Genomic DNA, 24,497 nt, shown 5'->3' on the forward strand with positions numbered 1-24,497 from the left:
CGGCAACGATAGCCACAGTTTCCACAGATTGCGGGGGTGCCCCGGTCGTTTACCAGGGCCTCTCGCTACCATGACAGAGGCACAAGGGGGTGTCTCGTCGGTGAACCGACCATGAACTTCCAGACTCCAGGAGCATCACATGCGACTTCAAACCGTCATTCTCGCCGCAGGAATGGGCTCGAGACTCGGCCGCAGCCTGCCCAAGCCTCTCACCGAGCTGAGCGACGGACGCAGCATCATGCGCCAGCAGCACGACAACATCCGCGCCGCGTTCGGTGACGACGCACGCATTACAACCGTCGTCGGCTACCGCGCCGAGACCGTCGTCGACGCCTTCCCCGACGCCGACTACGTCTACAACGAGCGCTACGACCAGACGAACACGTCCAAGAGCCTGCTGCGCGCGCTGTCGGCCACGGGCCGTGCCGGTGTTCTGTGGATGAACGGCGATGTCGTCTTCGACCCGCGCGTGCTGGGACGTGCCACCGAGCTCATCGAGCGCGAGCAGTCGTTCGTGACCGTCAACACCTCCAAGGTGAGCGACGAAGAGGTCAAGTACACGGTCACCGCCGAGGGCTTCATCAACGAACTCTCCAAGACCGTCCGCGGCGGCATCGGCGAGGCCGTCGGCATCAACTACATCTCACGCCGCGACAAGCGCGCGTTCATGCACCACCTCACGCGGGTCGGCGACCAGGATTACTTCGAGCGCGGCCTCGAACTGGCGATCCAGCACGACGGCCTCCTGCTGGAGCCGCTCGATATCTCCGACCTCTACGCGGTCGAGGTCGATTTCGCAGAAGACCTCGAGCGGGCCAACTTCTACGTCTGAGTCGCGTTCGGCGCAAGCCCGGCGCTCCCCCAGGACCGGTGCCTAGGATCACTCGGGTGACCCGCAAAGTTCATCGGATCCATTCGCTTCCCGAAGACGCACCGTGGACCGGCGGCCTTCCGCCGCAGGGTTCCGCCGAGCATCCCTTGACGGTGCGCGCACTCGATCGGGTACTCGCGGTGCAGCGGCCCGTCGTGCTGGCGCACCTCCGAAGCCTGCGGCTGCGGCATCCGGATGCCGCGACGGTCGACATCGTTCGGATGCTGGAACGCCGGTACCTCGCCGCGGTGACGACCGGCGGCGCCGCCGTCGGCGCGACCGCGGTCGTTCCGGTGATCGGGACGGGCGTGACGCTGGCGCTCAGCGGCGCCGAGACGCTCGGCTTCCTCGAGGCGACCACGCTGTTCGCGCAATCGGTCGCCGAGGTGCACGGCATCGCGGTGGAGAACCCCGATCGCGCTCGGGCACTGGTGCTGACACTGCTGCTCGGCAAAGAGGGCATCGACCTCGTCTCCCAGCTTGCCCGGCAGGCGAGCGGCCATGGCCCCGGTCGTGACGCGTACTGGGGTGAACTGATCACCAAGACGCTCCCCCGCGCCGCGATGGGGCCGCTGGTCGACCGCCTGAAGACATCGTTCGTGCACCGCTTCGCCGCGAAGGGCGGCGCCTCCTTCCTCGGTAAAGCGCTGCCGTTCGGGGTGGGCGCCGCGGTCGGCGGCGCCGGCAACCACATCCTCGGCCGTCGCGTGATCACGACGGCGCGACAGGCGTTCGGGATGCCGCCGCTGACCCTCCCCGCAGAACTCGAGCCGCTGCCGGGAGCATCGCCGATCGAGCGCATCGCCGGGACCGGGATCGTTCGGGCCGGCGGCGCGGTCGTGGGTGCGGTGGGCGCCGTCGCACGCGGGGCGGGCAGGGCGGCACGCGGTGTCGGTTCGGCCGGGCGACGCACCGGCGACGCGATCGGTGGCAGCGCACGCCGCGCGCTGGGACGCGGGCACCAGAACGGCGACGACGACACGGATGCCGATCCCGACGCGGACTCCGCCGCTATCGGAACGCCCGCGCCCTAAGCGTCGGCGTCGAGCTCCGCCTCGTCCTCGCCCTCATCGGGTACACGCGCGTTCCACGTCTCCCACTCGTCCATGAGGCCGTGGATAGCGGCGTGGAAGCGTGCGGTCGGCGCACCCGGCGAGGTGTCGCCGAAGTAGTGCTCGACCCAGTACGCGAGGCGCGATACGGCCTCCGGGTCGTCCAGAACGCGATCGGTCTGCGCGATGACGTCCGCGGCGGCATCCGCGTCCAACCAGTCGCACGCGGACAGGTAGCCGTGCGTGTCGACGAGCGCCGCCGGATGTGCGGGGCGCGTGATCATCAGCGGACGATCCGCCGCCAGACGGTCGTAGACCATTGCGGAGATGTCGACGATCGCGACATCCGCCGACGCGAGTTGCCACCCGAGATCCGGGCCGTCGTCGAACACGTGCTGCGCGGCGGGGTCTGCGGCGTTCGCCGCCGCGATCGCCGCGATGATCCGTGCGTTCGCCGCACCGTATTGTGCGTCGACGACACCGCTCCGCGGATGGGGGCGATAGATCAGACGATGCCGGGGGGAGGCGAGGAGCGTCGCCGCGAGCGCTTCACCGTGTGACACGATCGAGCCGTAGAGCGCGGACGGCCGGTCGCCCTCCCAGGTCGGGGCGTACAGCACCACCGTGCGATCGTCGGGCGTGTAGGGCAGCGCGCCCGAGTAGTGGTCCGCCTGCGGACGCCCGATGGGGATGGCCCGCGTGTCGAGGTCATAGTCCCAGAGCACTCGCGACAGGCGCTCGCGCGCCGCATCTCCGGCGATCAAGGCGTAGTCGTACGCCTTGAACTGGTTCGTGGTCATGTACATCTTGTCGGACTCGCCGTGGTTGATGAAGACGTGCCAGCGACGCCCGTATCGGAACATCTGGAAGTTGCGGGTGTTCTGATTCACGTACAGGACCACCCGGATGTCCTGGGTGGCGACGTAGCGCTCGAGGTCGCGAACGGTCGGAACGAAGGCGACGGGCAGGCCCGATTCTTCGACCAGCGCTCGCGCGCCCGTGGCCACGCGGCTCAGCACGACGACCGGCCAGGTCTCGGCGAGTTCCGCGAGCGGCTTGTACCACTGACGCATCTGGTACATGTTCACTGCGCCGTCGGCGAAGTACACGGCGACCTGGTAACGACCGGTCGGATGCGGGCTCGCCGCGAGGCGCCGACGAACCTGCTGCACCGCCCGACGATTGTCGAGGGCCTTCCGAAGGAGTCCTGAGGCGGCGCGAAGATCCGATGCCCATCCCATGCCTCCAGCCTAACTTCCGGGGTCGCATGGGATGATCGAGGGATGCATGCGAACGCCGGTGGAGCCGCGGACGCGCCCGTCCCCGACTCCGCGGCCGGCGTGTCGTTCGTCATGCCGGTGCTCAACGAGATCGCCTATCTCGAACGCGCCGTACGCACTGTTCTGGAGCAGGATGTTCCCGGGCCCATGGAACTGATCCTCGCCCTGGGCCCGTCGTCCGACGGCACGACCGAGCTCGCGCGGCGTCTCGCCGCCGACGACGACCGCATCGTGATCGTCGAGAACCCCGAGGCCGACATCCCGACCGGGTTGAATCTCGCGATCGCGCGCAGCACCCTGCCGACGATCGTTCGGGTAGACGCGCATTCCGAACTGGCTCCCGGCTACACGGTGCGCGCGCTGCAGACGCTCGCGCGGGTCCGCGCGGCGAACGTCGGTGGCGTCATGCGGGCCGACGGACGCGCACCGTTCCAGCGCGCCGTCGCGCGCGCCTACAACTCCCGGTTCGGTCTCGGAGGCGGGGCGTATCACGGTGGCACGCGCGAGGGCGAGGCCGAGTCGGCCTACCTCGGGGTGATGCGCCGCGTGGTGCTCGACGAGGTCGGCGGCTTCGACGAGTCGCTCCGCCGGGGCGAGGACTGGGAGCTCAACCTCCGCATCCGCCGTGCCGGCTACCGGGTCTGGTTCGATCCGGAGCTCGCCGTCACGTACTGGCCGCGCGAGAGCTGGCTGCGGCTCGCCCGTCAGTTCCGCGCGACCGGCGCCTGGCGCGGAGAACTCGTGCGCCGGTACGGACGCCGCAACTCGCTGCGATTCTTCGCGCCTCCCGTGCTCGTGCTCGCGGTCGCTGCGAGCATCCTCGTCGGCGTGTTGCAGGCCACCGGGGTGGTGTCCGGTGTGGGTGCGGTCGCCGCATCCGTCGTCTACCTGCCGGTCGCCGCCTATCTGGTGCTGATCGTGGCGGTCGCCGCGGGTCCCGGCGGAGGCCGCGGATGGCGCGACAAGCTATGGACCCTCGCGGTCCTGCCCACGATGCACCTGGCGTGGGGCGCGGGCTTTCTCGTCGGAGCGCTCTCCGGCGCGCACGACACCGTCGACACGTCCCGGCTCGGCACGCGCAACACCCCGCTTCCGTAAGCGGGCCCGGGTCAGCGGTCGAGGAACCCCTGATCCAGGATGCGGTCGACGACGCGCTCCGCTGCGCGGCCGTCCTCGCGCGCGTTGAACCGCTCCTGCCAGCGACGGTAGCGCGCCGCCACCCCCGCATCCGGCTCCGCGGCGAGCGCCGCCGTCAGCTCCGCCTGGGTCCGCACGAGCGGACCGGGAGCATAGGTCTCGAGGTCGAAGTAGAAGCCGCGGAGCTCTCCGCGATAGTGCTCGAGGTCGGGCACCAGCAGGTACACGGGCTTACCCGTGACGGTGAAATCGAACATGACGGACGAGTAGTCGGTGATGAGCGCGTCCGCCGCGAGCAGCAGTTGGGACGTGTCGGGGAAACCCGTCACGTCGATCACGCGCGCACCCGTCGCGTCTTCGCCCGGCAGCAGCGTGCGCGAATGGCCCCGAACGAGCACGATCGCGCCGGTGTCGGCGGCTAGACGCGCGGCATCGACGAAGTCGACGATCTGCTCACGGTCGTCGCGCCAGGTGGGTGCGTACAGGAGCACGCGTTCGCCCGGGTCGATGCCGAGCCGGCGCCGCGCATCACTGCCGTCTTCCGTCGTCAGCACATCGTTGCGCGGATAACCCTCGACCCAGATGGGGCGCCCGAGGAACGCGTACGCCTTCTTCAGGATGCCCGCCGCGTACGGGTTCTGGGCGAGCAGCACGTTCCACCGCCGCGCTTCGCGGATGACGGCGATGGCGCGGCGCGGGTCGAAGCCCGGGCGGTGCAGTGCGAGCCGCTTCAGCGGAGTGCCGTGCCAGGTCTGCAGCACGATCTGCCCGGGCCGGCGCACGAAGCGTCGGCGGAGCCAGTCGTTGACGACGAGCAGTCGCGCCACTCCCCGCGCACGCCACCACTCGGGGCTGCCCTCGACCACCGGGATCGCGCCTTCCGGAACGGCGACCGAGTGATCGACGACGCTCCAGTAGCGCACCAGCCCCGGTACGCGGCGGCTCAGCTCGCGGTCGATCGCCAGCGGGTTGCAGCTCGCGTTGCGACCGTAGAAGCTCTCGAAGAAGACGGCGTTCTCGCGCGGCTCGTGCGCCGTCGCGTAACGCCGCTCGAGCGCCGCCTGCCCTTCGCCGGAGTCGTAGGCCGGATCGACCGGCGGCCCGACGCGCAGCGACCATCCGTCGAGCGACGCACGGAGGTCCGGCATCATCGCGACCGGCAATGCATCCGGCACCCGCACGTCACTCGCCTCGCCCCGCTCGATCTCGAGACGGTACGTTCCCGTCGGCAGCGGAAGCACCTCGCCGCCCCAGCGGGAGGCGGCGAGCGGCAACGTCGCCGTCCAGCCGGCGTCGGTCGGTGCGACCCGGCCGGCCACCCGGGCACGCGGGCCGATGAGCGAAACCGCGGCCGGCGCCGGCCCCGTCCCGAGGAGTTCGAGAGCGGACGCGCCGCTCGTGGACCATCGGGCGCTCGTCATTCGGTGTCCTCCCCGGACCGCTCTCGGCCCGCCTTCGGGTCGATGCTGTCGACGATCGCACGATACACGCGCTGCGCATTGCGCCCGTCGCGGTATGCGTGCACCCGCGCATCGAGCGTCCGCGACCGCGTCAGGCGTTCGGTCGGGTCGAGCAGCGTCGCCTCGATTTGAGCGAGGGTCTCGGTCCAAGTCGTCGCCCAGTCGTCGCCGGCGACGTCGCGATACGTCCCGTAGAAGCCGCGCTGCTCGGCGTACGTGTCGACATCAGGAGCGAAGAAGACCACCGGAAGCGGCACCAGCGATGCATCGAACGCGAGCGACGAGTAGTCGGTGACGAGCAGGTCGAGCCCGGGGAGCAGCGGCGTCACGTCGTTCACGACGTCGATTCCGAGCATCCGGATGCGGCCGCTCGGCGCCGACGGCCGGTACTCCCCCGCACCCAGCGGGTGCGAACGCACGAGCAGCACCGCGTCGCGCGCCGCCAGCGTCTGCTCGATCGCCGTCCACTCCGTCGCGGACGGGATCGCCGGGTCGAGGTCGCCGTCACGCCACGTGGGTGCGTACAGGATCAGCGCGGCGTCCGCATCCGCGCCGGTGAGGTCGACGATGCGCGCACGCGCACGGGTCCGACGCTCGTCGGCGGTGCCCCTCGAGAGCACATCGACGCGCGGCTCGCCGAGCACCCGCACGCGGGAATCGGGAAGGGAGAACGCGGACTCCAGCCGGCCCCGCACGAGGTGCGACGCAGCCGGCAGCAGCGTGATGCGCCGCGTCGCGGAGCGGTACATCGCCGCCAGCCCCGCACGCACCAGGCGTGACGACGGGAGGATGCTGCTGCGCACCGTCGCCGGCGAGTCGATACCGATGCGCTTGAGCGGGATGCCATGCCACAGCTGGGCGATGAACGCACCGGAGACGGCGTACCGGTTCACATCGCCGAAACCGTGCGTGACGATCACGACGCGCGCGCGGGCCGTTCGCCAGAAGCCGCGGAGCGAGGTCTTCCGAACCGCGGGAATGCCGCGCCTGGCTGCCTCGCGCGCCTGATCGGGGCCGTCGACGAGCCACACCGCGCGAGCTCCGGCCGCGTGCGCTTCATCCCACACGGCGAGCGCCCCGTCGGCGATGCCGACTGCGCATCCGAAGACCCATTCGTCCGCCGACCGCGGCACGACCGCGGTGATGACGCGGGCCGCGGCGTACAGCGGGATCGCGAGGAGCTTCCTCGCGTTCCCGTCACCGAACGAGAAGGACGCCACCTCGCGAGCCTATCGCGAGGTGGCGTCCTGCCTTCCGGGTGCGTCCGGCGCCTCCGGATGCGTCCTGCCCGTCCGGGTGCTTACTGAAGGGTGCCGAGGGTGACGTCGGCCGTGCGGGTCTCACCGTCGCGCACGTACGTGAGCGTGATGTCGGACCCGCCGGCGGCGGCGCGCACCTGCGCCGTCAGATCGATCGCGTCACCGATCGGCACGTCGCCGACCCGCGTGACGATGTCGCCGGATTGCAGGCCGGCCGCGGCGGCAGCGCCGTCCGGGCTGACCTCCGAGATCGACGCGCCCTCGATCGTGGCACCGCGCATGCTGGCGGCGTCCTGAACCGTCGCCCCGAGCAGGCCATGCGTGGCCGACCCGGAATCGATGATCTCGTTCGCGACGCGCTCGGCGATGTTCGAGGGGATGGAGAAGCCGACGCCGATGTTGCCGGACTGGCCCGAGCTCGTGCCCCCCGACGAGGCGATGGCCACGTTGATACCGATCAGCTTTCCTTCGTCGTCGACCAACGCCCCACCGGAGTTACCGGGGTTGATGGCGGCATCCGTCTGGATGACCGAGATCTTGATGGTCGTCGAGGACTGCGTGGTCTGCCCCTGGCCCTGACCGAAGTCGAACTGGAACGGGCTCTCGCTCTGTCCGTTCTCGTTGCTGTCGCCCTGGCCGCTGTCGCCTTCGGATGCGTCGTCCGGCGCCGCCGAAGACGCGATCTCGATCGAGCGGTTGAGCGCGCTCACGATTCCCGTGGTCACGGTGTTGTCGAGGCCGAGCGGAGCACCGATGGCGATCGCGTTGTCGCCGACGTTCAGGTTGCTCGAGTCGGCGAACTCGATCGGCGTGAGGCCGGAGGCATCCGTGAGCTTGATCACCGCGAGATCGTAGGTGGGGTCGGTGCCGACGACCGTCGCGCTGTAGACCTTGCCGTCCGACGTGCTCACCGAGAGCGTCGGGTTGGAGGTCTGCCCGTCGAGGGTCACGACGTGGGTGTTCGTCAGTACGTAGCCGTCGTCGGAGAGGATGACACCGGAACCCGTTCCGGCCCCGCTCGTCGACGTCGCACTGATCGTGACGACGCTCGGCACGACCTTCGCGGCGACGCCGGTGACGGCGTTCACGTTGGTGGTGTCGTTCACCGTGACGACGGACGGGCTGCTGGCGGCCGATTCGGTCGTTCCGCCCCAGAGGCTCGTGCCGGCGTAGGTTCCGCCGAGCCCGGCGGCACCGCCGACGATGGCCGCAGCGAGCAGCAGGCCGACCGTGCGACCGGCCGTGCTCTTCTTACGCGCGGCAGGCGCCGCGGGCGTGGCGTCGGCGATCGGAAGGGTGGGGCCGGTCTGGGCGGCAGGACCGAAGGACTGACCCGCCTGGCCGGGCGTCTGACCGGCGTACTGCTGCGGACCCTTCGGGGTCGGGGCAGGGAAGGCGGCCGGATACGGGGGGCGCGGCGGCACGGGCTGCGCAGCGCCGGACGGCGACGCCACCGACTGCGGCGCGACGGGCGCCTCGGGGCGCGGCGGCACGGGCGGCTGGGCGGCGGCCGGGGTCGAAGCCGGAACATCGGTCCCGGCGGCGGGAGCGGTCGGGCTCGCGTTCTGGGCGGAGGAGTCGGCGGCGGCGTCGACGGATTCGGGGCGTTCGCCCTCGGTGTCACTCATGATTGCTCCTTCTGGCAGGCAAGATCCACTGTGGCGGGGGTGTCTGTGCGTTGCCTATGCCGAGAATGGGACGACCCTATGCGACTAACCTGTGTCGAATGCGAACCCCGAGCGGTACGTGGCGACGCGTCGCCACGGGTGCGGGCCTCGTCGGCCCCGACGGAAAGACAGCCCCCACCATCTTCGCCGAGATGAGTGCCCTGGCGGCCGAAACCGGCGCGGTGAACCTCGGGCAAGGCTGTCCTGACGAAGACGGACCGGCGGCCGTGCGGGAAGCCGCCCGCGACGCGATCTCGGCGGGCGCGAACCAGTACCCGCCGGGCAGGGGCATCCCCGATCTGCGCCTCGCGATCTCCGAGCATCAGCAGCGGTTCTACGGGTTGACAGCCGACCCTGACCGAGAAGTTCTCGTCACCGCTGGCGCGACCGAGGCGCTGGCCGCGACGATCCTCGCTCTGGTCGACGGCCCTGACGACGAGGTCGTCGTCTTCGAACCCTTCTACGACGAGTACGCGGCGGTCGTGGCACTCGCGGGCGCACGGCTGGTCACCATCCCGCTGCGCTGGCCCGATTTCCAGCCCGACCTCGATGAGTTGCGCGCGGCGGTCACCGATCGCACCCGGCTCATCATCGTCAACGATCCGCACAATCCCACCGGCACGGTCTTCGCCGACGAGGTGCGCCACGAGATCGCTCGTCTCGCCGATCGGCACGACGCGATCATCGTGACCGATGAGGTCTACGAGCACCTCGTGTTCGACGGTCGCACGCACGTTCCGATCGCCACGATCCCCGAGGCCGCACCGCGCACCGTGACCATTTCGTCCGCCGGCAAGACGTTCGCCGCCACGGGCTGGAAGATCGGCTGGGCGACGGGTCCGGCGGAACTCATCGACGCCATCCTCACGGTCAAGCAGTTCCTGACCTACGTGAACGGCGCCCCGTTCCAGCCCGCGATCGCGGTCGGTCTGCGACTCGGCGACGACTTCTTCGCCGGCATCGCCACGACCCTGCAGCGCAAGCGCGATCTGCTTCTGTCGGGGCTCACGGAGGCGGGCTTCGGCGTTTCCCGGCCCGGTGGCTCGTACTTCGCGGTGGCGGATGCGGCGCCCCTCGGTGCGACCGATGCGCACGAGTTCTGCCGCGCGCTGCCCGCGCGGGCCGGGGTGGTCGCCATCCCGCTCACCGCGTTCGTGCTGCCCGCGCACCGCGCGGAATTCGCGACACTCGTCCGTTTCGCCGCGTGCAAACGAGAAGACGTCCTGGCCGAAGCCGCTCGCCGCCTCGCCACCCTGCGCTGACCTCGCCCGCCGCCGCGCGCCGTTCGGTTCTCGCCTCGCGCGCTACTTTTCTGCTCCCGCGCTTCAGATCTGTGGCGCGGGAGCAGAATAATGGCGCGCGCCGAACTGGCCCCATGAGCGGGCGCACCTCGAGCGGCTCACGGGTGAGCGCTGAGCACGGGGTCGTGGGTCACGACTTGGGGCGCACCTCGTAGCGCCGCAGCGCCAACGCGGGATTGAGGCGACGGATGCGGTCGAGCTCGCCCGCATCCAGCACCGCCACCGCGACACCGGTCGCCGTGCCGATCGTGGCGAGCGCGACGCCCTGCGGATCGATGATGGTCGAACCGCCCACCCCGAGGGGCGGCGGATGATCGGCCGCGGCGACGTAGGCGGTGTTCTCGATGGCCCGAGCATGGAGCAGTGTCGTCCACTGCGCTTCCTTCAACGGGCCGCGCACCCACTCCGCCGGCACCAGGAAGGCCTGGGCACCCGCGTCGACCAACCGTCGGGCCGCCTCGGGGAACCGCAGGTCGTAGCAGGTCATGATCCCGAGGGCGATGCCGTCGACGGTGAACACCTCGGGCTCATCGAGCGCCCCGGGAGCGATCCACTCCGACTCCCGCTGCCCGTAGGCGTCGTACAGGTGCTGTTTGCGGTACCGCGCGAGTACCCCGGATCCGTCGACCGCGACGACGGTGTTGTGCACGCGCCGCCCATCATCGGCCGCCTCCACGAGTCCCGCGACGACGGTGATGTCATCACGGGCGGCGATGCGCGCGAGGCGACGTGTGAAGGGACCGTCGACGGCCTCCGCGTGAGCACGCAGGTCGTGGTCGAAGGGATCGGTGAAGTAACTCGCATACTCGGGGAAGACGACGACCCGCGCCCCCCGCTGTGCAGCGTCGGATGCGAGCACGTCGATCGCCTCGAGGTTCGCTGCGCGGTCCGCCGTGGGAGCGAACTGGGCGACCGCAAGAACGAGAGTCATCCGCACATCCTCCCGCGTCGGCGGATGCGGCGGCAACCGCGGAAAAACAGCGATCCCGGTCTCGATTGGACGAGTCCCGAAACCCATGCTAGGTTTATCTCTTGTGCCGCGGGGTGGAGCAGTTCGGTAGCTCGCTGGGCTCATAACCCAGAGGTCGCAGGTTCAAATCCTGTCCCCGCAACAAAAGAAAGGCCCCGGATCCTCGTGATCCGGGGCCTTTTGCATGCGCGAGGTCCGCGACATCCGACTTCTCCGACGACGTCGCGCCTAGCGAACGCCTGGCCAGCCGGACCGTGATCGTCTTGCGGCGGGATGCCGATGTGCACGCGGTGAGATGTCCAAAGGCTCGCACTCCAGCACGCCATACGACGTCCCCCAAACGTCCTACAGACGACGCAGCAGGAAGTTCTTAAGGTGGCTCGAGGTACGGGGCCGCAGAAGACATGGGGGCGACATTGGTCGTGTTTTCGGTTGATCCGGAGGCGCTGCGCGCTGCGGCGGGTCAGGTGCAGGCGACATCCGATCGGACGGACTCTCCGCAGTGGGCCGTAGACGGGAATCTGGGGCACCCGGGGCTCGCTGAGGCGGCGAGTGCTTTCGCGGCGAAGTCGTCAGACGCCTGGGCGGCGCATTCGGAGGAGCTGGAAAGCATTGCTCAGCGGCTTCGGTCGAGTGCGGAGATCTACGAACGCCGCAGACGCCATCCGTTCTGCCAGCACCAACATCGGCGTTCCCGCGGTGAATTGGACGACACTCGGGGTCCTCGGCACGCTCGCGACGAACCTCGCGAACAGCGCTGTGCAACGGGCGACGCTGACCGCGCTCGCGGACCTCGCCTCACGCGACCCCGCAGAACTCAGAGCCTTCCTTGACGAACATCCGGCGCTGGCATCCCAGTTCAGCAAATACCCGCCGGCCCCGGAGTCCGTGAGTGAGTGGTGGGCGTCCGTCAACGACCCCGCAGCCCAGCAGGCATTGGTCTCCGCCGCACCCGTCATCCTCGGCTCGCTAGGCGGCTTGCCCCCTCTCGTGCGTGTCGCGGGTGCCAGCAGCCGAGTCGAGAACCAGTCAGCTCTCCGCGACATCCTGCTCGCGGTGAAGGCTGGGTAGGCTGACGAGATGAGTTCACGGAGAGCAGTGGTCGCCGTGATCGCATTGGCGAGTGCGCTGTTGCTGTCTGCTTGCACCGGCGGAAAGGACAACGTGGACGACGCCTACGACGTAGACGAAGCACTTTCGGTTGTTGACGCAAAGCAGACGACACAGGCCATGGAACTTGAGCTCGCGGCTCTCGTTCCCCAAGACGCGATTGCATCCATCGATCAGAACGACGTCGGCGTTTTCCTGGGCTGTGGACCTGATCGAGCAGTTCAGTGGGCCGGCCACACGATGGTGTTCCTTCAGGGTGAGGTGGATACGGCAGCGATCGTCGACTACGCGGTCGCAAAGTACGCGAGCAACGACCCGTACACCGCAGTTCTAGAGACCGCAGTGGACGGCTCACCGTCTGCTCACGTGCTCGGACCCCACGGATCAGGCTGGCTGATGACGCCCAGCACAGACCTCACACAAATCGAGATCCTCTCGTTTTCGCCGTGCTTCCGATTGCCTGATGACATTCACCCGAGCGACAAGTACTGACGGAAACCCCGGAACACCGCGGAAGAGTGACGCATGACCATCTCATTCGACGACGGGCGGCACGAAGCGTTTGTCCATGCACTCGGAGCTGCCGTCGCTGCCATGCAGACGTACCTCGAAGAACTCGAACAGGAAGTGACCGGGCTTCGTGCCGACTGGGACGGGGCTGCGTCTGCCGCCTACGGCGAGGCCCAGGGCAAGTGGTCGGCGGCCATGAAGGAACTCAGCGCCGCCATCAAACGTGCGCGAGATGGTGCGTCGTCAGCCGGAGCCTTGCTCGTGTCCGCAGAGACCACCGTCCGCGACCTCTGGAGCGAATGATCACTCTCGCACGTCAGGGCCAGTATCAGTCATAACCTGATCGCCAGCAGCCGGGCCGAGAATCAGTCGGCACTGTGTGACTTAACCCCAGAGGTCGCAGGTTCAAATCCTGTCCCCGCAACAAAAGAAAGGCCCCGGATCCTCGTGATCCGGGGCCTTTTGCATGTCCCTGCGCGCTATTCGCGGCCCGTCGCCCGCGGCGAGTCACGCAACCGCGCCACCTCAGAGATCGGGGTCGATCGCGGCCGAGAGACGCTCGAGAAACCCGGAAACGATGGCGAGGTCGGATGCGGAGAACTCCTCCGCCACCCCGCGCATGGCTCCGACGCTGTCGCGGAAGTGAAGGCGGAACTCGCTCCGCGACTTCTCGGTGAGCGCGATCAGGCGCGCACGACCATCGCGAGGATGCGGCTGCCGCACCACGTGCCCCGTCTCGGCCAGCCGGTCGATCAGCTTCGTGGTCGATGCGGTCGAGATCCGCAAGTGGCGAGCGATGTCGTGGGGGCTCACGGCTTGATCCCGCTGCTCACGGATGATCAGCATCCGGAGGGCGGCGAGGTCGGTCGCGTTCATGTCCATGTCGCCCTTCATGCCGCTGTACATGCGTTCCATCGCATCGCTGAAGGCACGGACGGCGTAGAGCACGCGCAGCGTTTCGGCATCCTGAGACGGCACCTCGCCGGGGGATCCGGTCATGTGGACACCTCCTAGCGCCGTGGGTAATATCGTTCAGAGCAGGATAGCTAGCTAAGCTAGCAAAGGGAGGTCCGATGCTCGAGAACGAATATGTTGTTCTCCTCGATGACGAGGCACACGCGATCGGAACCGCTCCGAAGATTAGCGTGCACGACTCCGACACGCCTCTGCACCTCGCATTCTCGTGCCACGTGCGCAACGACGCGGGGCAGGTTCTCGTGACCCGCCGGGCGCTGCACAAGCGCACCTGGCCCGGCGTCTGGACCAACAGCTTCTGCGGACACCCGCAGCCGGGTGAATCGATGACGGATGCGGTCCACCGCCGCGCCGAGTTCGAACTCCGTCTCTCTCTGCACGGCCTTGAGCTCGCCCTCCCCGACTTCCGGTACCGGGCCGTCGACGCCAGCGGCATCGTCGAGAACGAGGTGTGCCCCGTCTACGTCGCACATATGGACGCCGATCCGACACCCAACCCCGACGAGGTGGTCGACTTCCGCTGGGTTGATCCCCCCGAGCTGGCCGCCGCGCTCCGCGCGACGCCCTGGGCCTTCAGCCCGTGGCTCGTACTGCAGGCCGCGCAGCTCGACTTCTTCGCGGCCGGCCACACAACCGCGCGGGTGGGCTCGTGATCCGCAACGTCTCCCCCGAAGCGCACGCCGGCATCGACGCGGCGATCGACGAAGCCGTCGGCCGCATCCGTCTGCGCGCCCCCGAACTGGGCGACGCGTACGGAGCATTGGCGGATGCGGTCAGCCGCGCCGCGAGCGGCGGCAAGCGGTTCCGCCCGGCGCTGGTGATCGCGAGCTTCCACGCGTTCGGCGGACGACTCGAGGACACACCCGCCGTCTTTCCCGTTGCCGCGTCGTTCGAACTGCTGCACACGGCGTTCGTCGTGCACGACGACGTGATCGACCACGACGTGGAGCGCCGCGGCGTGCCGAACATCGCCGGAGAGTTCCGCGCCCGCGGAGCCCGCGGAGGCGCCGACGCGTCGGCTGCTGCCGACCTCGGCGCGGCCGCCGCGATCCTCGGCGGCGACCTGTTGCTCTACGAAGCGACCCGTCTGGTCGCCCTCGCCGACGTGCGCGCCGACCGGCGCGCCGCACTCATGGCCCTCTTCGATGACGCCGTCGTCGTTTCGGCCGCGGGCGAGCTCGCCGATGTCGAGAACGCGATCACCCGCCACGACTCCCCAGCCGACTCGCTGATGGCTGCCGCGCACGACAAGACGGCCGTGTACTCGTTCGCCGCCCCGCTTCGGGCGGGCGCACTGCTGGCCGGCGCAAGCGACGACGAACTCGAGGCGCTCCGCGCGAGCGGCGGCCGCCTCGGACTCGCATATCAACTCGTCGACGACCTGATCGGCGCGTTCGGAACGTCGGATCAGGCCGGTCGCGATGCCGGCGGCGACCTGCGCGAGGCCAAGCGCACACCGCTCATCGCGCTCGCCGAGCAGAGCCCGTCGTGGCAGACGGTCAGCGACGCCCTCGCGCTCGCGCGGACGGGCCCGGTGGCCGTGCTCGAGGCACAGCGCGTGCTGCACGAGAGCGGCGCGCGCGAGCGCCTGTTGCAGCTCATCGACGATACGCTCGACGAAGCGCGCGCCCGCGCGGACGGCCTGCCCCCCGCGGCCTCAGCCCTCGTGCGCGACATCGCCGACCGAATCGGAGAACGCATCCCGTGAGCCCCCGACGCGACGCCGAACCGACGGGGCTGTCGCTGTACGACCGCACCGCGGTGACCGCGGCAGCATCCGTCATCCGCGCGTACTCGACCTCGTTCTCGCTCGCTACCCGCCTGCTCGGACCGCGGCCTCGGCCGCACGTCCGCAACGTCTACGCGCTCGTCCGAATCGCCGACGAGATCGTCGACGGTCCGGCGCGGGAGGCGGGCCTCGACGAAACGCAGCAACGGCACGCTCTCGACATGCTGGAGCAGGAAACGGCGGATGCGGTGCGCACCGGTTTCAGCACGAACCTCGTGGTGCACGCCTTCGCGGCAACGGCACGTGAGTGCGGCATCGGTGCCGACCTCACGGCCCCGTTCTTCGCGTCGATGCGCACCGACATCTCCACCCTGAGCCACGACGACGCCTCGCACGATGCCTACGTCTACGGCTCGGCGGAGGTCGTAGGGCTCATGTGCCTCGCCGTCTTCCACAACGCCGGAGCGGCGCACCCGGTCCCGCCCCCCGCACACGTCGTCACCGGGGCGCGCGCCCTCGGCCGCGCGTTCCAGGACGTCAACTTCCTCCGCGACCTCGACCACGACGCGAGTGCGCTCGGTCGCGACTACCTTGCCGTGGATGATCAGGAAAGGACGCGAACGGATGTGCTCGATCGGATCGATGCCGACCTCGCGGCGGCCGCAGCGGTGATTCCCGAACTGCCTGCGGACTGCCGACGCGCCGTGACCGCGGCGCACGACCTCTTCGCCGCCCTGTCGGAACGCCTGCGCCGCGCGACCCCCGGTGCACCGCGCGTGCGGGTGCCATCGTCGCAGAAGGCTCAGCTCGCCGCACACGCCTGGCTCGGCGGCGCACCGCGCGGAGCCCGCTCGTGACCGCCCGGGGCCGCGACGCCCTCGTCGTCGGAGGCGGAATCGCCGGTCTCTCCACCGCGGCACTCCTCGCCGAAGAGGGCTACCGGGTCACCGTGCTCGAGGGACAGGATCAGATCGGCGGACGCGCGGGCAGCTGGGAACAGGATGGCTTCCGGTTCGATACCGGGCCGAGCTGGTACCTGATGCCCGAGGTCTTCGACCACTTCTTCCGCCTGCTCGGCACCACTGCCGAGGCGGAACTCGATCTCGTCCCGCTCGATCCCGCGTACCGCGTCTACGGAGAGCCGGATGCGGCGACCTCCATCGCCCCGCCCGCGATCGACGTCGTCTCCGGGCGCGACGAGGCCGTCGCCCTCTTCGAGGGCATCGAGCCCGGGGCCGGTGCACGCCTGGAGAAGTACCTCGATTCGGCCGGCGACGCGTACGACCTGGCCGTCTCGCGCTTTCTCTACGACACGTACGAGTCGTACACGAACCTCGTCGATCCGGCGGTGCTCCGTCGGGGAGCGCGGCTCGCGTCGATGCTGACCGTTCCGCTCGCCACGCGCATCGAGAAGCAGTTCACCGACACGCGCCTGCGCCAGATCCTCGGCTACGCCGGAGTGTTCCTCGGTGGGTCCCCGTACGACCTGCCGAGCCTGTACCACCTGATGAGCCACCTCGATCTCGACGACGGCGTGCTCTACCCGCGCGGCGGGTTCACGACGCTGATCGCGGCGATCGCCCGCCTCGCCGAGGCCCGCGGCGTTCGCATCGAGACCGGAGCGGAGGTCTCCACGATCGAGGTCGTCGACGGCCGAGCAACCGGGGCGACGACCACCGACGGCCGCCGGTTCACGGCAGACCTGGTCGTCTCGACCGCCGACCTGCACCACACCGAGAACGCGCTGCTGCCGGCAGAGGCGCGAACCTACCCGGAGAAGTGGTGGACGTCGAAGACACCGAGCTTCGGCGCGCTGCTCGTGCTGCTCGGTGTCCGCGGCGAGCTTCCCGCCCTCAGCCATCACACGCTGCTGTTCACCGAGGACTGGCGGGCGAACTTCGCCGACATCTTCGGCGCCGACAGCCGCATCCCCGACCCGGCGTCCCTCTACGTCTGCCGCCCGAGCGCGACCGACGACGACGTCGCACCGGAGGGACACGAGAACCTCTTCGTCCTGGTGCCGATCCCGGCGGATCCGTCGCTCGGGCGCGGTGGCATCGACGGTGCGGGCGACGACGTCATCGAGCGCGCCGCGGATGCGGCGATAGATCAGATCGCGGCATGGTGCGAGATCCCAGACCTCCGCGATCGGATCGTCGTCCGGCGCACCATCGCCCCGGGCGATTTCAGCGCCGACCTGCACGCCTGGCGCGGCAACTCACTCGGGCTCGCGCACGCGCTCGGCCAGAGCGCGCTGTTCCGCCCGAAGAACGTCTCCTCGCGTGTCCCGAACCTGTACTACGCGGGGGCGTCCGTCCTGCCCGGCATCGGGTTGCCGATGTGCCTCATCTCCGCCGAACTCGTGATCAAGCGGCTGCGCGGGGACCGCTCGGCGGGCCCACTGCCGGAACAGTCCCCGAGCGCCTCCTGATGCCGGGCGCCTATCTGCTCGCCATCCTTCTGAGTACGGCCGGGGTCGCCGCTCTCGACGCACGATTCCGTCTCGCGCTCTGGCGCGACCGCCGGCGCACGCTTGTCGCCGTGCTGATCGGCACGGCGTTCTTCCTCGTCTGGGATGCGTTCGGGATCGCCACCGGCGTGTTCGTGAAGGGCGACAGCCCGCTCCTGATCGGCGTTCAGCTCGCGCCCGAGTTGCCGCTGGAAGAACCCTTCTTCCTCGCGTTCCTCTGCTACCTCGCCCTCGTCGTCTCCGGAGCCGCGCTCCGTCCGGCGCGCCACGAAAGCGACGCGGCTGCTCGCGCGGAGGACGCCCGGTGACCTACCCGCTCCTCGTCATCCCCTTCGTGCTCGTGACCGCCATCGTCACCGCGTGGAGCGCCCGCCGGCCGGGCTTCGGGCGACGGATGCGGGCATCACTCATCGCGGCCGTCGTGCTCCTTCTGCTCACCGCGGTGTTCGACAATCTCATGATCGCGCTCGACCTGTTCACCTACCCGGACCAGCACCTGAGCGGCATCCGGATCGGCCTGGCACCGATCGAAGACTTCTCGTACCCGCTGTGCGCAGCGTTCGGCGTACCCGCCGTCGCCGCGCTCCTACCCGCCCGGAGGAATTCTTGACCACGCTGTCCGCGGGCACGGTGGCCCGCACCCTCTTCGTCTCGTCCCGCCCGGTGAGCTGGATCAATACCGCCTTCCCGTTCGCCGCCGCCTATCTGCTCACGGTGCGCGAGATCGACGTCACGCTGATCGTCGGCACGATCTTCTTCCTGATCCCCTACAACCTGGCGATGTACGGGATCAACGACGTCTTCGACTACGAATCCGACCTTCGTAACCCGCGTAAGGGCGGAGCGCACGGCGCCGTGCTCGACCGCCGCCTGCACACCATCACGCTGTGGGCAGCGGGGCTCTCGTGCCTGCCGTTCCTCGTCTATCTCGTGGTCGTGGGGTCGCCGCTCTCCTGGGCGGTGCTCGCCGCGAGCATGTTCTTCGTGGTGTTCTACTCGGCTCCGCCGCTGCGCCTCAAAGAGGTGCCGTTCGCCGACTCCGCGACCAGCAGCATCCACTTCTTCTCCCCCGCCGTGTACGGGCTCGTGCTCGCCGGGGCGACCTGGACACCGCAGCTCGGCGCGATCGTCGGCGCCTTCGCGCTGTGGGGAGTCGCCTCGCACGCCTTCGGCGCGGTGCAGGACGTCGTCGCCGACCGCGATGCCGACATCGCCTCGATCGCCACGGTGCGGGGCGCCCGGTGGACGGTGCGCTTCGCGCTCGTCTGCTACACGCTGGCCGGTCTGGTGATGCTCCTCACGAGCTGGCCCGGTCCGCTCGCGGGATTGCTCGCACTGCTCTACCTCGGCACCGTCTGGCCCTACCGGAACGTCTCCGACGCCGACGCGGAGCGCGCGACCGCGGGGTGGCGCCGATTCCTGTGGCTCAACCAGATCGCGGGCTTCGGGGTCACGCTTCTACTCATCTGGTGGTGGCTGCAGACCTCCTGAGCCGCCGCTACGCTCGGGGGCGACGTGCCACGAGGCGCGCGGACGGAGGATCGGATGCCGGAACAACCCGTGGCCGTCGTGGCGGGCGCGAGCGGTTTCGTGGGTCGCGCCGTCGTCGAAGCGTTGACGAGCGACGGGTACGACGTCCGCCGCATCGGCCGCACCGAGAGCATCCGCTGGAGTGATCCGGATGCCATCGCTCGCGCCGTCGATGGCAGCGACGTTCTCGTGAACCTCGCCGGGAAGTCGGTCGATTGCCGCTACCGCGACGCGAATCGCGAGGAGATCCTGCGCTCGCGCGTCGACACGACCCGGATGCTGCACCGCGCGGTCACCGCCGCCGCGCACCCGCCGAGAGTCTGGCTGAACGCGTCGACCGCGACGATCTACCGGCACGAGGTGCACCGCGCGAACACCGAGTCGGACGGCGTCATCGGCGACGGATTCTCGGTCGACGTCGCCCGCGCCTGGGAGAAGGAGTTCTTCGCAGGCGACCTGCCAGGAACCCGTCGGGTCGCACTCCGGATGGCGATCGTCCTCGGCGACGGACCCGCCACCGCCATGCTCCTGCGCCTCGCCCGCATCGGTCTCGGCGGGCCGCAGATCGACTCGTGGTGGTTCTCCCACCGCCGCTATCGCGGCATCGGCACGGACGCGAGCGGACCCGAGCGAAGCGGATGGCACCGCACGCGCGGACGACAGAAGTTCAGCTGGATCCACCTCGACGACGTCGTCGGCGCGATGCGCTTCCTCCGGGACCACGATCAGATTGCCGGCCCGGTGAACCTGGCGAGTCCGCATCCGTCCGACAACAGAACCCTCATGCGCACCCTGCGTCGGGCGGTCGGCGCGCGGGTGGGACTGCCGGCGTGGCGATGGATGCTGGAGCCCGCGATGTGGGTGCTCCGCACCGAGCCGGAGCTCGTTCTGAAGAGCCGCTGGGTGACGCCGGAGGTGCTCACCGACGCGGGGTTCGTGTTCCGATGGCCGGAGCTCGATCCGGCCATCCGCGACGTCGCGAAGAGCTGACGCACCGCGGCACGGTCTGCTCGCCACAACCAGAACGGCGCCCCTCCCGAAGGAGAGGCGCCGTTGCTGCGGGCGGGACTACTCGCCGAGTTCCAGCAGCTGCTGCACGGCTGCCGTGAGGCGGTCGTCGGCTTCGCCGTAGGCGGTCCAGTTGCCGTCGCGCATCGCCGTGTCGCGATCGAGCATGGCCTGCTGCGCGGCCTGCAGAGCCGCCTGGTAGGCGCCCGCGGCCGGCGGCGCGGTGGTGCCGCCATCCGTCGATCCGTCGGTCGGTGTCGGCGTCGGCGTGGCCGAGTCGGTCGGCACCACTTCCTCGTCACCGGCGTTCGCCCCCGAGTCGCCGCCGAACAGCGCGTTGAGCGCGTCGTTCAGGGTGTCCTCGAACGCGATCTCGGTACCGAACGCCACCAGGACCTTCTGGAGCTGCGGCAGCTGAGTGCCGCTGGAGGCCTGCACGAACACGGGCTGCACGTAGAGCAGACCGCCACCGACCGGCAGGGTCAGCAGGTTGCCGTTGATGACCTCGGACTGCCCCTGTTTCAGGATGTTGATCTGCGCGGAGACGGTCGGATCAGAGTTGAACGTGTTCTGCACCTGACCCGGGCCGGGCACCGTGGTGTCCGCGGTGATCTCCAGCAATCGGAGCTTGCCGAAGTCCTCGTTCTTCACTCCGGCTTCGCTTCCCGCGTCCGAGTCGACGGCCAGATACCCCATGAGCACGTTCCTCGAATCCGCGCCCGTGGACTGCGGAATGAAGCTGGTGAACATCGAGTACGTCGGCGACGTCTGACCGGGCATCTGCATGGTCAGGTAGTACGGCGGCTGGTTCACATCCGCCGCCTGCGGGTCGGCCGGGGTCGACCAGGCGTTGTCGCGCTCGTAGAGCGAGAGCGGCGTGTCGACGTGGTACTCGCCGAGCATCGCCCGCTGCACCTTGAACAGGTCGGTCGGGTACCGCACGTGGCTCATGAGGTCCCCCGACATGTCGGAGATCGGCTTGAGCGTGGAGGGGAAGACGTTCTGCCAGGCCTGCAGCAGCGGGTCCGTCTCATCCCACGCGTAGAGCGTGACCGAACCGTCGTAGGCGTCGACCGTGGCCTTCACCGAGTTGCGGATGTAGTTGACGTTGTCGAGCGCGATCCGCGGTGACGGGTTGTTCGCGTCCTCGATCGCCTGCGACATGCTCGTCGCGGTCGAGTACGGGTACTGATCGCTCGTGGTGTACCCGTCGACGATCCAGACGACGCGGCCGTCGACGACGCTCGGGTACGGGTCGGAGTCGAGCGTCAGGTACGGCGCTGCCTTCTGCACGCGCGTCGCCGGGTCGCGATCGTAGAGGATCTGGGAGTCCTCGTTGATGGCGTCGGAGAACACGATCTGCTCGGACTGGAACTTCAGCGCGTAGATGAGCCGGTTGAAGACGTTGCCGATCGAGGGTCCGCCGTCGCCGTCGAAGGTCGTGCGGGTGTCGTTGCCGCCATCCGTGCCCGACGGGTAGTCGAGCTCGATCGGGTCGGTGTCGGCGGGGGCACCGACGATCGAGTAGGTCGGCGAGTTCTCACCGAAGTACACGCGCGGCTGGTACTCCTGGTCGCTCAGGAACCCGGCCGACGGGATCCCGCTTTCGATGAAGACGGGGTCACCATCGGTCGTCCGCTCGTTGCCCTTGGCGACGACGAGTCCGTAACCGTGGGTGTAGACGAGGGTCGAGTTCTGCCACGATGCCGCGTCGCCGAGGCCCGAGGTGTTGACCTCGCGCACCGACACGACCGTGTCCTGCGCCTTGCCGTCGACCTGGTAACGGTCGACGTCGAGCGGGTCCTGGAAGTAGTAGTACTGGCGGTACTGCTGCAGCTGGCGAACCGTCGGCTGGATGATGGCGGGGTCCATGATGCGGATGGATGCGGTGGTGCCGGCATCCGAACGCAGCTGGCCGGGCTCGGCGTCGGTCACCGCGTCGTAGTCGGTCGTCTCGAGACCGTCGATCCCGTAGGCCGACTTCGTGGCGTCGAGGTTGCGCTCGAAGTACGGCATCTCGAGGGCACGCTGGTTCGGACGCACCTGAACGGTGTTCACGATCCACGGGTAGGCGACGCCGACGACGAGAGAGGTGACGACGAGGAGCGCCGTCGCGATGAGCGGGTAGCGCCAGCGACCGATGACGGCCGTGACGAAGAACAGGATCGCGACGATGATCGCGACGATCGAGAGGATCGCGAGGCCCGGGATGGTCGCGTTGACCCCCGTGTAGCTGGCTCCCGTGATGCGCTCGCCGGGCGTTGTCAGTGTGCGATAGCGGTCGAGGAAGAAGCTCGTGCCCTGCAGCAGCAGGTAGATGCCCGCGATGATCGCGAGCTGGATGCGGGCGGGCTTGGAGATGCGGAGCTCGCGCTGGCCGATGCGCACCGAACCGTAGAGGTACGACACGAGGCCCGTGACGAGCAGGCTCACCAGCACGACGGCGGAGGCGAAGCCGACCAGTCCGCTGTAGAACGGCAGACCGAACAGGTAGAAGCCGATGTCCATGTTGAACTGCGGGTCGGCGGCGTCGGTGTGCACACCGTTCAGCCAGAGCGCCGTGGTCTCCCACTGCGCAGACGCGGCGAAGCCCGCGAAGAAGCCGAAGAACACCGGGATGCCCCACATGGCCAGGCGCCGGAGCGGCTCGACGACCTCCTGGTAGCGGTCGAGCTGAGAGCTCAGCCGCACGTAGACCGGCCGGAGCCGGTACGCGAGCTGGATCGCCAGCCAAACCGGGATCGCCATGCCGAGGAACCCGATCGCGAACATCGCGACCTGCGCGACCCACTCGGTGACGAGGACGGAGCTGAATCCGAGCTGGTCGTACCAGAGCCAATCCGCGTAGAGGCTCGCGAACAAGAAGAATGCGACAGCGAGCGCGGCGATCACCACGAGCGAGATAGCGATCACGCGGCGGGGTCGATTCGGGGCGGCGGGCGTCGGCGCTGGGGTCGAGGTCACTCGTCCATCCTAAGAGCGCCCCTCTGGGGGAACGCCGAGCGGATGCTGCGGAAATTGCCAGCCGGTCACGAAGCGGTGCACGTGGGCAGCGCGTCGAGGTCGGATCCCGACGAGATCGCGTCCAGAACGCCGACCGCGTCATCGAGCGTGGAGACCGAGAAGACGCGGAGTCCGTCGGGAATGTGCCCCACGACCTCGTCGCAGTTCGTGCTCGGGGCGAGGAAGTATTCCGCGCCCGCGCCCTCGGCGCCCCACAGCTTCTGCCGGATGCCGCCGATCGGCCCCACGGTGCCGTCGGCGACGATCGTGCCCGTCCCCGCCACCGCGGCGCCGCCGTTGAGTTCTCCCGGGGTGAGTGTGTCGATCATCCCGAGGGCGAACATCATGCCAGCCGACGGTCCGCCCACGTTGTCCAGTTGAATCGTGACGTCGAACGGGAACTGGTAGTCGACCTGCAGCGAGACACCGACCTGCCAGACGCCCGCCGCCTCCCCGGTGCCCTCCTTCGGGGTGACGTCGATGCTCTGCGGAGCCCCGTCGCGCTCGATCTGCAGCGACACCGGCGCTCCGGCGCCTGCGTTGATGATCTCGCGCAGCTGCTGCGGATCGGAGAGGGCCGTGCCGCCGGCCGACACGATGATGTCGCCGATCTCGAGCGTGCCGTCCGCCGCGCTTCCGGCCTGCACATCGGCGACCTCGAGCCGCGCGCCCACGTCGTAGCCGAGGTGGGTGAGGGCCGCCGCGGTGGCGTCCTCCTGCGAATCGACCATGAGTGTCGCGTTCTCGACGCTCCGCTCCTTCGTCGTCTGCCCGGTCGGATAGATCTGCTCGATCGGCACGACCGCTTTCGTCGGGTCGAACCACGCCAGACCGACGTCGAGCCAGGAGAGCCGCTGCTCGGGCGTGCCGACGACCTGCACGGTGAGCAGATCGAGCGATCCCTCCGTGGGATAGGTCTCGGCATCCGGGATCGAGATCAGCGGCACATCGGCGCCGTCCGCATCCTGCACGTCGCCGAGCGTGTTGTAGACCGGGCCCGGGCGTTCGATGACGTAGGGGCTCGGCAGGAACGACATTCCGAGCAGCGCGAGGAGCGCCACCACGAGCGCCCAGATCCCCGCGATCGCGCCCCGCGACATGGGGCGCCGAGGCGCCTCGGGCACGGCGGTGCCGTGCTGTTCGAACAAGCTCACGCGTTCGCCTT

The 24,497-nt window shown here is 69.1% G+C and carries 23 protein-coding genes and 1 tRNA gene; 16 read left to right on the forward strand and 8 right to left on the reverse strand.

The window, feature by feature from the left end:
* The first annotated feature begins 139 nt into the window (after window positions 1-139).
* The gene (locus LQ938_RS09800) at window positions 140-832 is read left to right on the forward strand and encodes a phosphocholine cytidylyltransferase family protein (protein WP_223720774.1); all 693 of its coding nucleotides are present in this window, start codon (window positions 140-142) and stop codon (window positions 830-832) included.
* 56 nt (window positions 833-888) lie between these two features.
* Complete coding sequence (locus LQ938_RS09805; protein WP_223720773.1) at window positions 889-1,905, forward strand: hypothetical protein; 1,017 nt, start codon at window positions 889-891, stop codon at window positions 1,903-1,905.
* Here the strand turns inward: LQ938_RS09805 and LQ938_RS09810 are convergent.
* On the reverse strand, window positions 1,902-3,164 hold the full coding sequence (locus tag LQ938_RS09810) for a CDP-glycerol glycerophosphotransferase family protein (protein ID WP_223720772.1): 1,263 nt from the start codon (window positions 3,162-3,164) through the stop codon (window positions 1,902-1,904). The genes LQ938_RS09805 and LQ938_RS09810 overlap by 4 nt on opposite strands.
* Window positions 3,165-3,206: 42 nt before the next feature.
* Here LQ938_RS09810 and LQ938_RS09815 point away from each other — a divergent pair, with 42 nt between their 5' ends.
* Window positions 3,207-4,301, forward strand: a complete 1,095-nt coding sequence (locus tag LQ938_RS09815; protein WP_223720771.1) for a glycosyltransferase family 2 protein — start codon at window positions 3,207-3,209, stop codon at window positions 4,299-4,301.
* A gap of 11 nt (window positions 4,302-4,312) precedes the next feature.
* Here LQ938_RS09815 and LQ938_RS09820 read toward each other — a convergent pair whose 3' ends face one another.
* From LQ938_RS09820 to LQ938_RS09830, 3 genes are all read right to left on the reverse strand, one after another.
* Window positions 4,313-5,761: a CDP-glycerol glycerophosphotransferase family protein gene (locus LQ938_RS09820; RefSeq protein ID WP_223720770.1), complete on the reverse strand. Its 1,449-nt coding sequence runs from the start codon at window positions 5,759-5,761 to the stop codon at window positions 4,313-4,315.
* Entirely contained in the window at window positions 5,758-7,020 is a 1,263-nt protein-coding gene (locus tag LQ938_RS09825; RefSeq protein ID WP_223720769.1) for a CDP-glycerol glycerophosphotransferase family protein, read from the reverse strand. The genes LQ938_RS09820 and LQ938_RS09825 overlap by 4 nt, the downstream gene beginning before the upstream one ends.
* Window positions 7,021-7,100: 80 nt before the next feature.
* Complete coding sequence (locus LQ938_RS09830) at window positions 7,101-8,687, reverse strand: S1C family serine protease (protein ID WP_223720768.1); 1,587 nt, start codon at window positions 8,685-8,687, stop codon at window positions 7,101-7,103.
* Between the two features lie 98 nt (window positions 8,688-8,785).
* On the opposite strand from LQ938_RS09830, the gene LQ938_RS09835 reads away from it, so the two are divergent.
* The gene (locus tag LQ938_RS09835; protein WP_223720767.1) at window positions 8,786-9,988 is read left to right on the forward strand and encodes an aminotransferase class I/II-fold pyridoxal phosphate-dependent enzyme; all 1,203 of its coding nucleotides are present in this window, start codon (window positions 8,786-8,788) and stop codon (window positions 9,986-9,988) included.
* A 169-nt stretch (window positions 9,989-10,157) separates the two neighbouring features.
* Here LQ938_RS09835 and LQ938_RS09840 read toward each other — a convergent pair whose 3' ends face one another.
* On the reverse strand, window positions 10,158-10,958 hold the full coding sequence (locus tag LQ938_RS09840; protein ID WP_223720766.1) for a carbon-nitrogen hydrolase family protein: 801 nt from the start codon (window positions 10,956-10,958) through the stop codon (window positions 10,158-10,160).
* Window positions 10,959-11,065: 107 nt separating this feature from the next.
* Here LQ938_RS09840 and LQ938_RS09845 point away from each other — a divergent pair.
* From LQ938_RS09845 to LQ938_RS09860, 4 genes are all read left to right on the forward strand, one after another.
* Window positions 11,066-11,139, forward strand: a tRNA-Met gene (locus tag LQ938_RS09845).
* A gap of 491 nt (window positions 11,140-11,630) precedes the next feature.
* A complete protein-coding gene (locus LQ938_RS09850; protein WP_223720765.1) occupies window positions 11,631-12,068 on the forward strand; it encodes a hypothetical protein in 438 nt (145 codons plus the stop codon).
* Between the two features lie 9 nt (window positions 12,069-12,077).
* The gene (locus LQ938_RS09855; protein ID WP_223720764.1) at window positions 12,078-12,599 is read left to right on the forward strand and encodes a hypothetical protein; all 522 of its coding nucleotides are present in this window, start codon (window positions 12,078-12,080) and stop codon (window positions 12,597-12,599) included.
* A gap of 33 nt (window positions 12,600-12,632) precedes the next feature.
* Complete coding sequence (locus tag LQ938_RS09860; RefSeq protein WP_223720763.1) at window positions 12,633-12,920, forward strand: WXG100 family type VII secretion target; 288 nt, start codon at window positions 12,633-12,635, stop codon at window positions 12,918-12,920.
* Between the two features lie 222 nt (window positions 12,921-13,142).
* On the opposite strand, the gene LQ938_RS09865 is transcribed toward LQ938_RS09860, so the two are convergent.
* The gene (locus tag LQ938_RS09865) at window positions 13,143-13,616 is read right to left on the reverse strand and encodes a MarR family winged helix-turn-helix transcriptional regulator (protein WP_223720762.1); all 474 of its coding nucleotides are present in this window, start codon (window positions 13,614-13,616) and stop codon (window positions 13,143-13,145) included.
* Between the two features lie 74 nt (window positions 13,617-13,690).
* Here LQ938_RS09865 and idi point away from each other — a divergent pair, with 74 nt between their 5' ends.
* From idi to LQ938_RS09905, 8 genes are read left to right on the forward strand one after another with little or no spacing between them, the layout of a single operon-like run.
* Window positions 13,691-14,245, forward strand: a complete 555-nt coding sequence (gene idi / locus LQ938_RS09870; RefSeq protein ID WP_223720761.1) for an isopentenyl-diphosphate Delta-isomerase — start codon at window positions 13,691-13,693, stop codon at window positions 14,243-14,245.
* Window positions 14,242-15,300: a polyprenyl synthetase family protein gene (locus tag LQ938_RS09875; protein WP_223720760.1), complete on the forward strand. Its 1,059-nt coding sequence runs from the start codon at window positions 14,242-14,244 to the stop codon at window positions 15,298-15,300. Before idi ends, LQ938_RS09875 begins: the two co-directional genes overlap by 4 nt.
* Window positions 15,297-16,178 (forward strand): phytoene/squalene synthase family protein, encoded by an 882-nt coding sequence (locus LQ938_RS09880; RefSeq protein ID WP_223720759.1) that lies wholly within the window; start codon window positions 15,297-15,299, stop codon window positions 16,176-16,178. The genes LQ938_RS09875 and LQ938_RS09880 overlap by 4 nt, the downstream gene beginning before the upstream one ends.
* Window positions 16,175-17,752 carry a phytoene desaturase family protein gene (crtI, locus tag LQ938_RS09885; protein ID WP_223720758.1) on the forward strand — a complete coding sequence of 526 codons (1,578 nt, stop codon included), beginning with the start codon at window positions 16,175-16,177 and terminating at the stop codon, window positions 17,750-17,752. Before LQ938_RS09880 ends, crtI begins: the two co-directional genes overlap by 4 nt.
* On the forward strand, window positions 17,752-18,099 hold the full coding sequence (locus tag LQ938_RS09890) for a lycopene cyclase domain-containing protein (RefSeq protein WP_223720757.1): 348 nt from the start codon (window positions 17,752-17,754) through the stop codon (window positions 18,097-18,099). Before crtI ends, LQ938_RS09890 begins: the two co-directional genes overlap by 1 nt.
* Window positions 18,096-18,401 carry a lycopene cyclase domain-containing protein gene (locus tag LQ938_RS09895; RefSeq protein WP_223720756.1) on the forward strand — a complete coding sequence of 102 codons (306 nt, stop codon included), beginning with the start codon at window positions 18,096-18,098 and terminating at the stop codon, window positions 18,399-18,401. Before LQ938_RS09890 ends, LQ938_RS09895 begins: the two co-directional genes overlap by 4 nt.
* Window positions 18,398-19,282, forward strand: coding sequence for a prenyltransferase (locus LQ938_RS09900; protein WP_374197449.1), 885 nt, complete (start codon window positions 18,398-18,400; stop codon window positions 19,280-19,282). Before LQ938_RS09895 ends, LQ938_RS09900 begins: the two co-directional genes overlap by 4 nt.
* Before the next feature lie 54 nt (window positions 19,283-19,336).
* Window positions 19,337-20,311 (forward strand): epimerase, encoded by a 975-nt coding sequence (locus LQ938_RS09905; protein WP_223720755.1) that lies wholly within the window; start codon window positions 19,337-19,339, stop codon window positions 20,309-20,311.
* A gap of 78 nt (window positions 20,312-20,389) precedes the next feature.
* Here the strand turns inward: LQ938_RS09905 and LQ938_RS09910 are convergent, their stop codons facing one another.
* Window positions 20,390-23,293: a UPF0182 family membrane protein gene (locus LQ938_RS09910; RefSeq protein ID WP_223720754.1), complete on the reverse strand. Its 2,904-nt coding sequence runs from the start codon at window positions 23,291-23,293 to the stop codon at window positions 20,390-20,392.
* A gap of 65 nt (window positions 23,294-23,358) precedes the next feature.
* On the reverse strand, window positions 23,359-24,486 hold the full coding sequence (locus tag LQ938_RS09915; RefSeq protein WP_223720753.1) for a YlbL family protein: 1,128 nt from the start codon (window positions 24,484-24,486) through the stop codon (window positions 23,359-23,361).
* Window positions 24,487-24,497: the final 11 nt, after the last annotated feature.

Source organism: Microbacterium sp. cx-55 (genome assembly GCF_021117345.1).
In the GTDB taxonomy this organism is placed as follows: Bacteria; Actinomycetota; Actinomycetes; order Actinomycetales; family Microbacteriaceae; genus Microbacterium.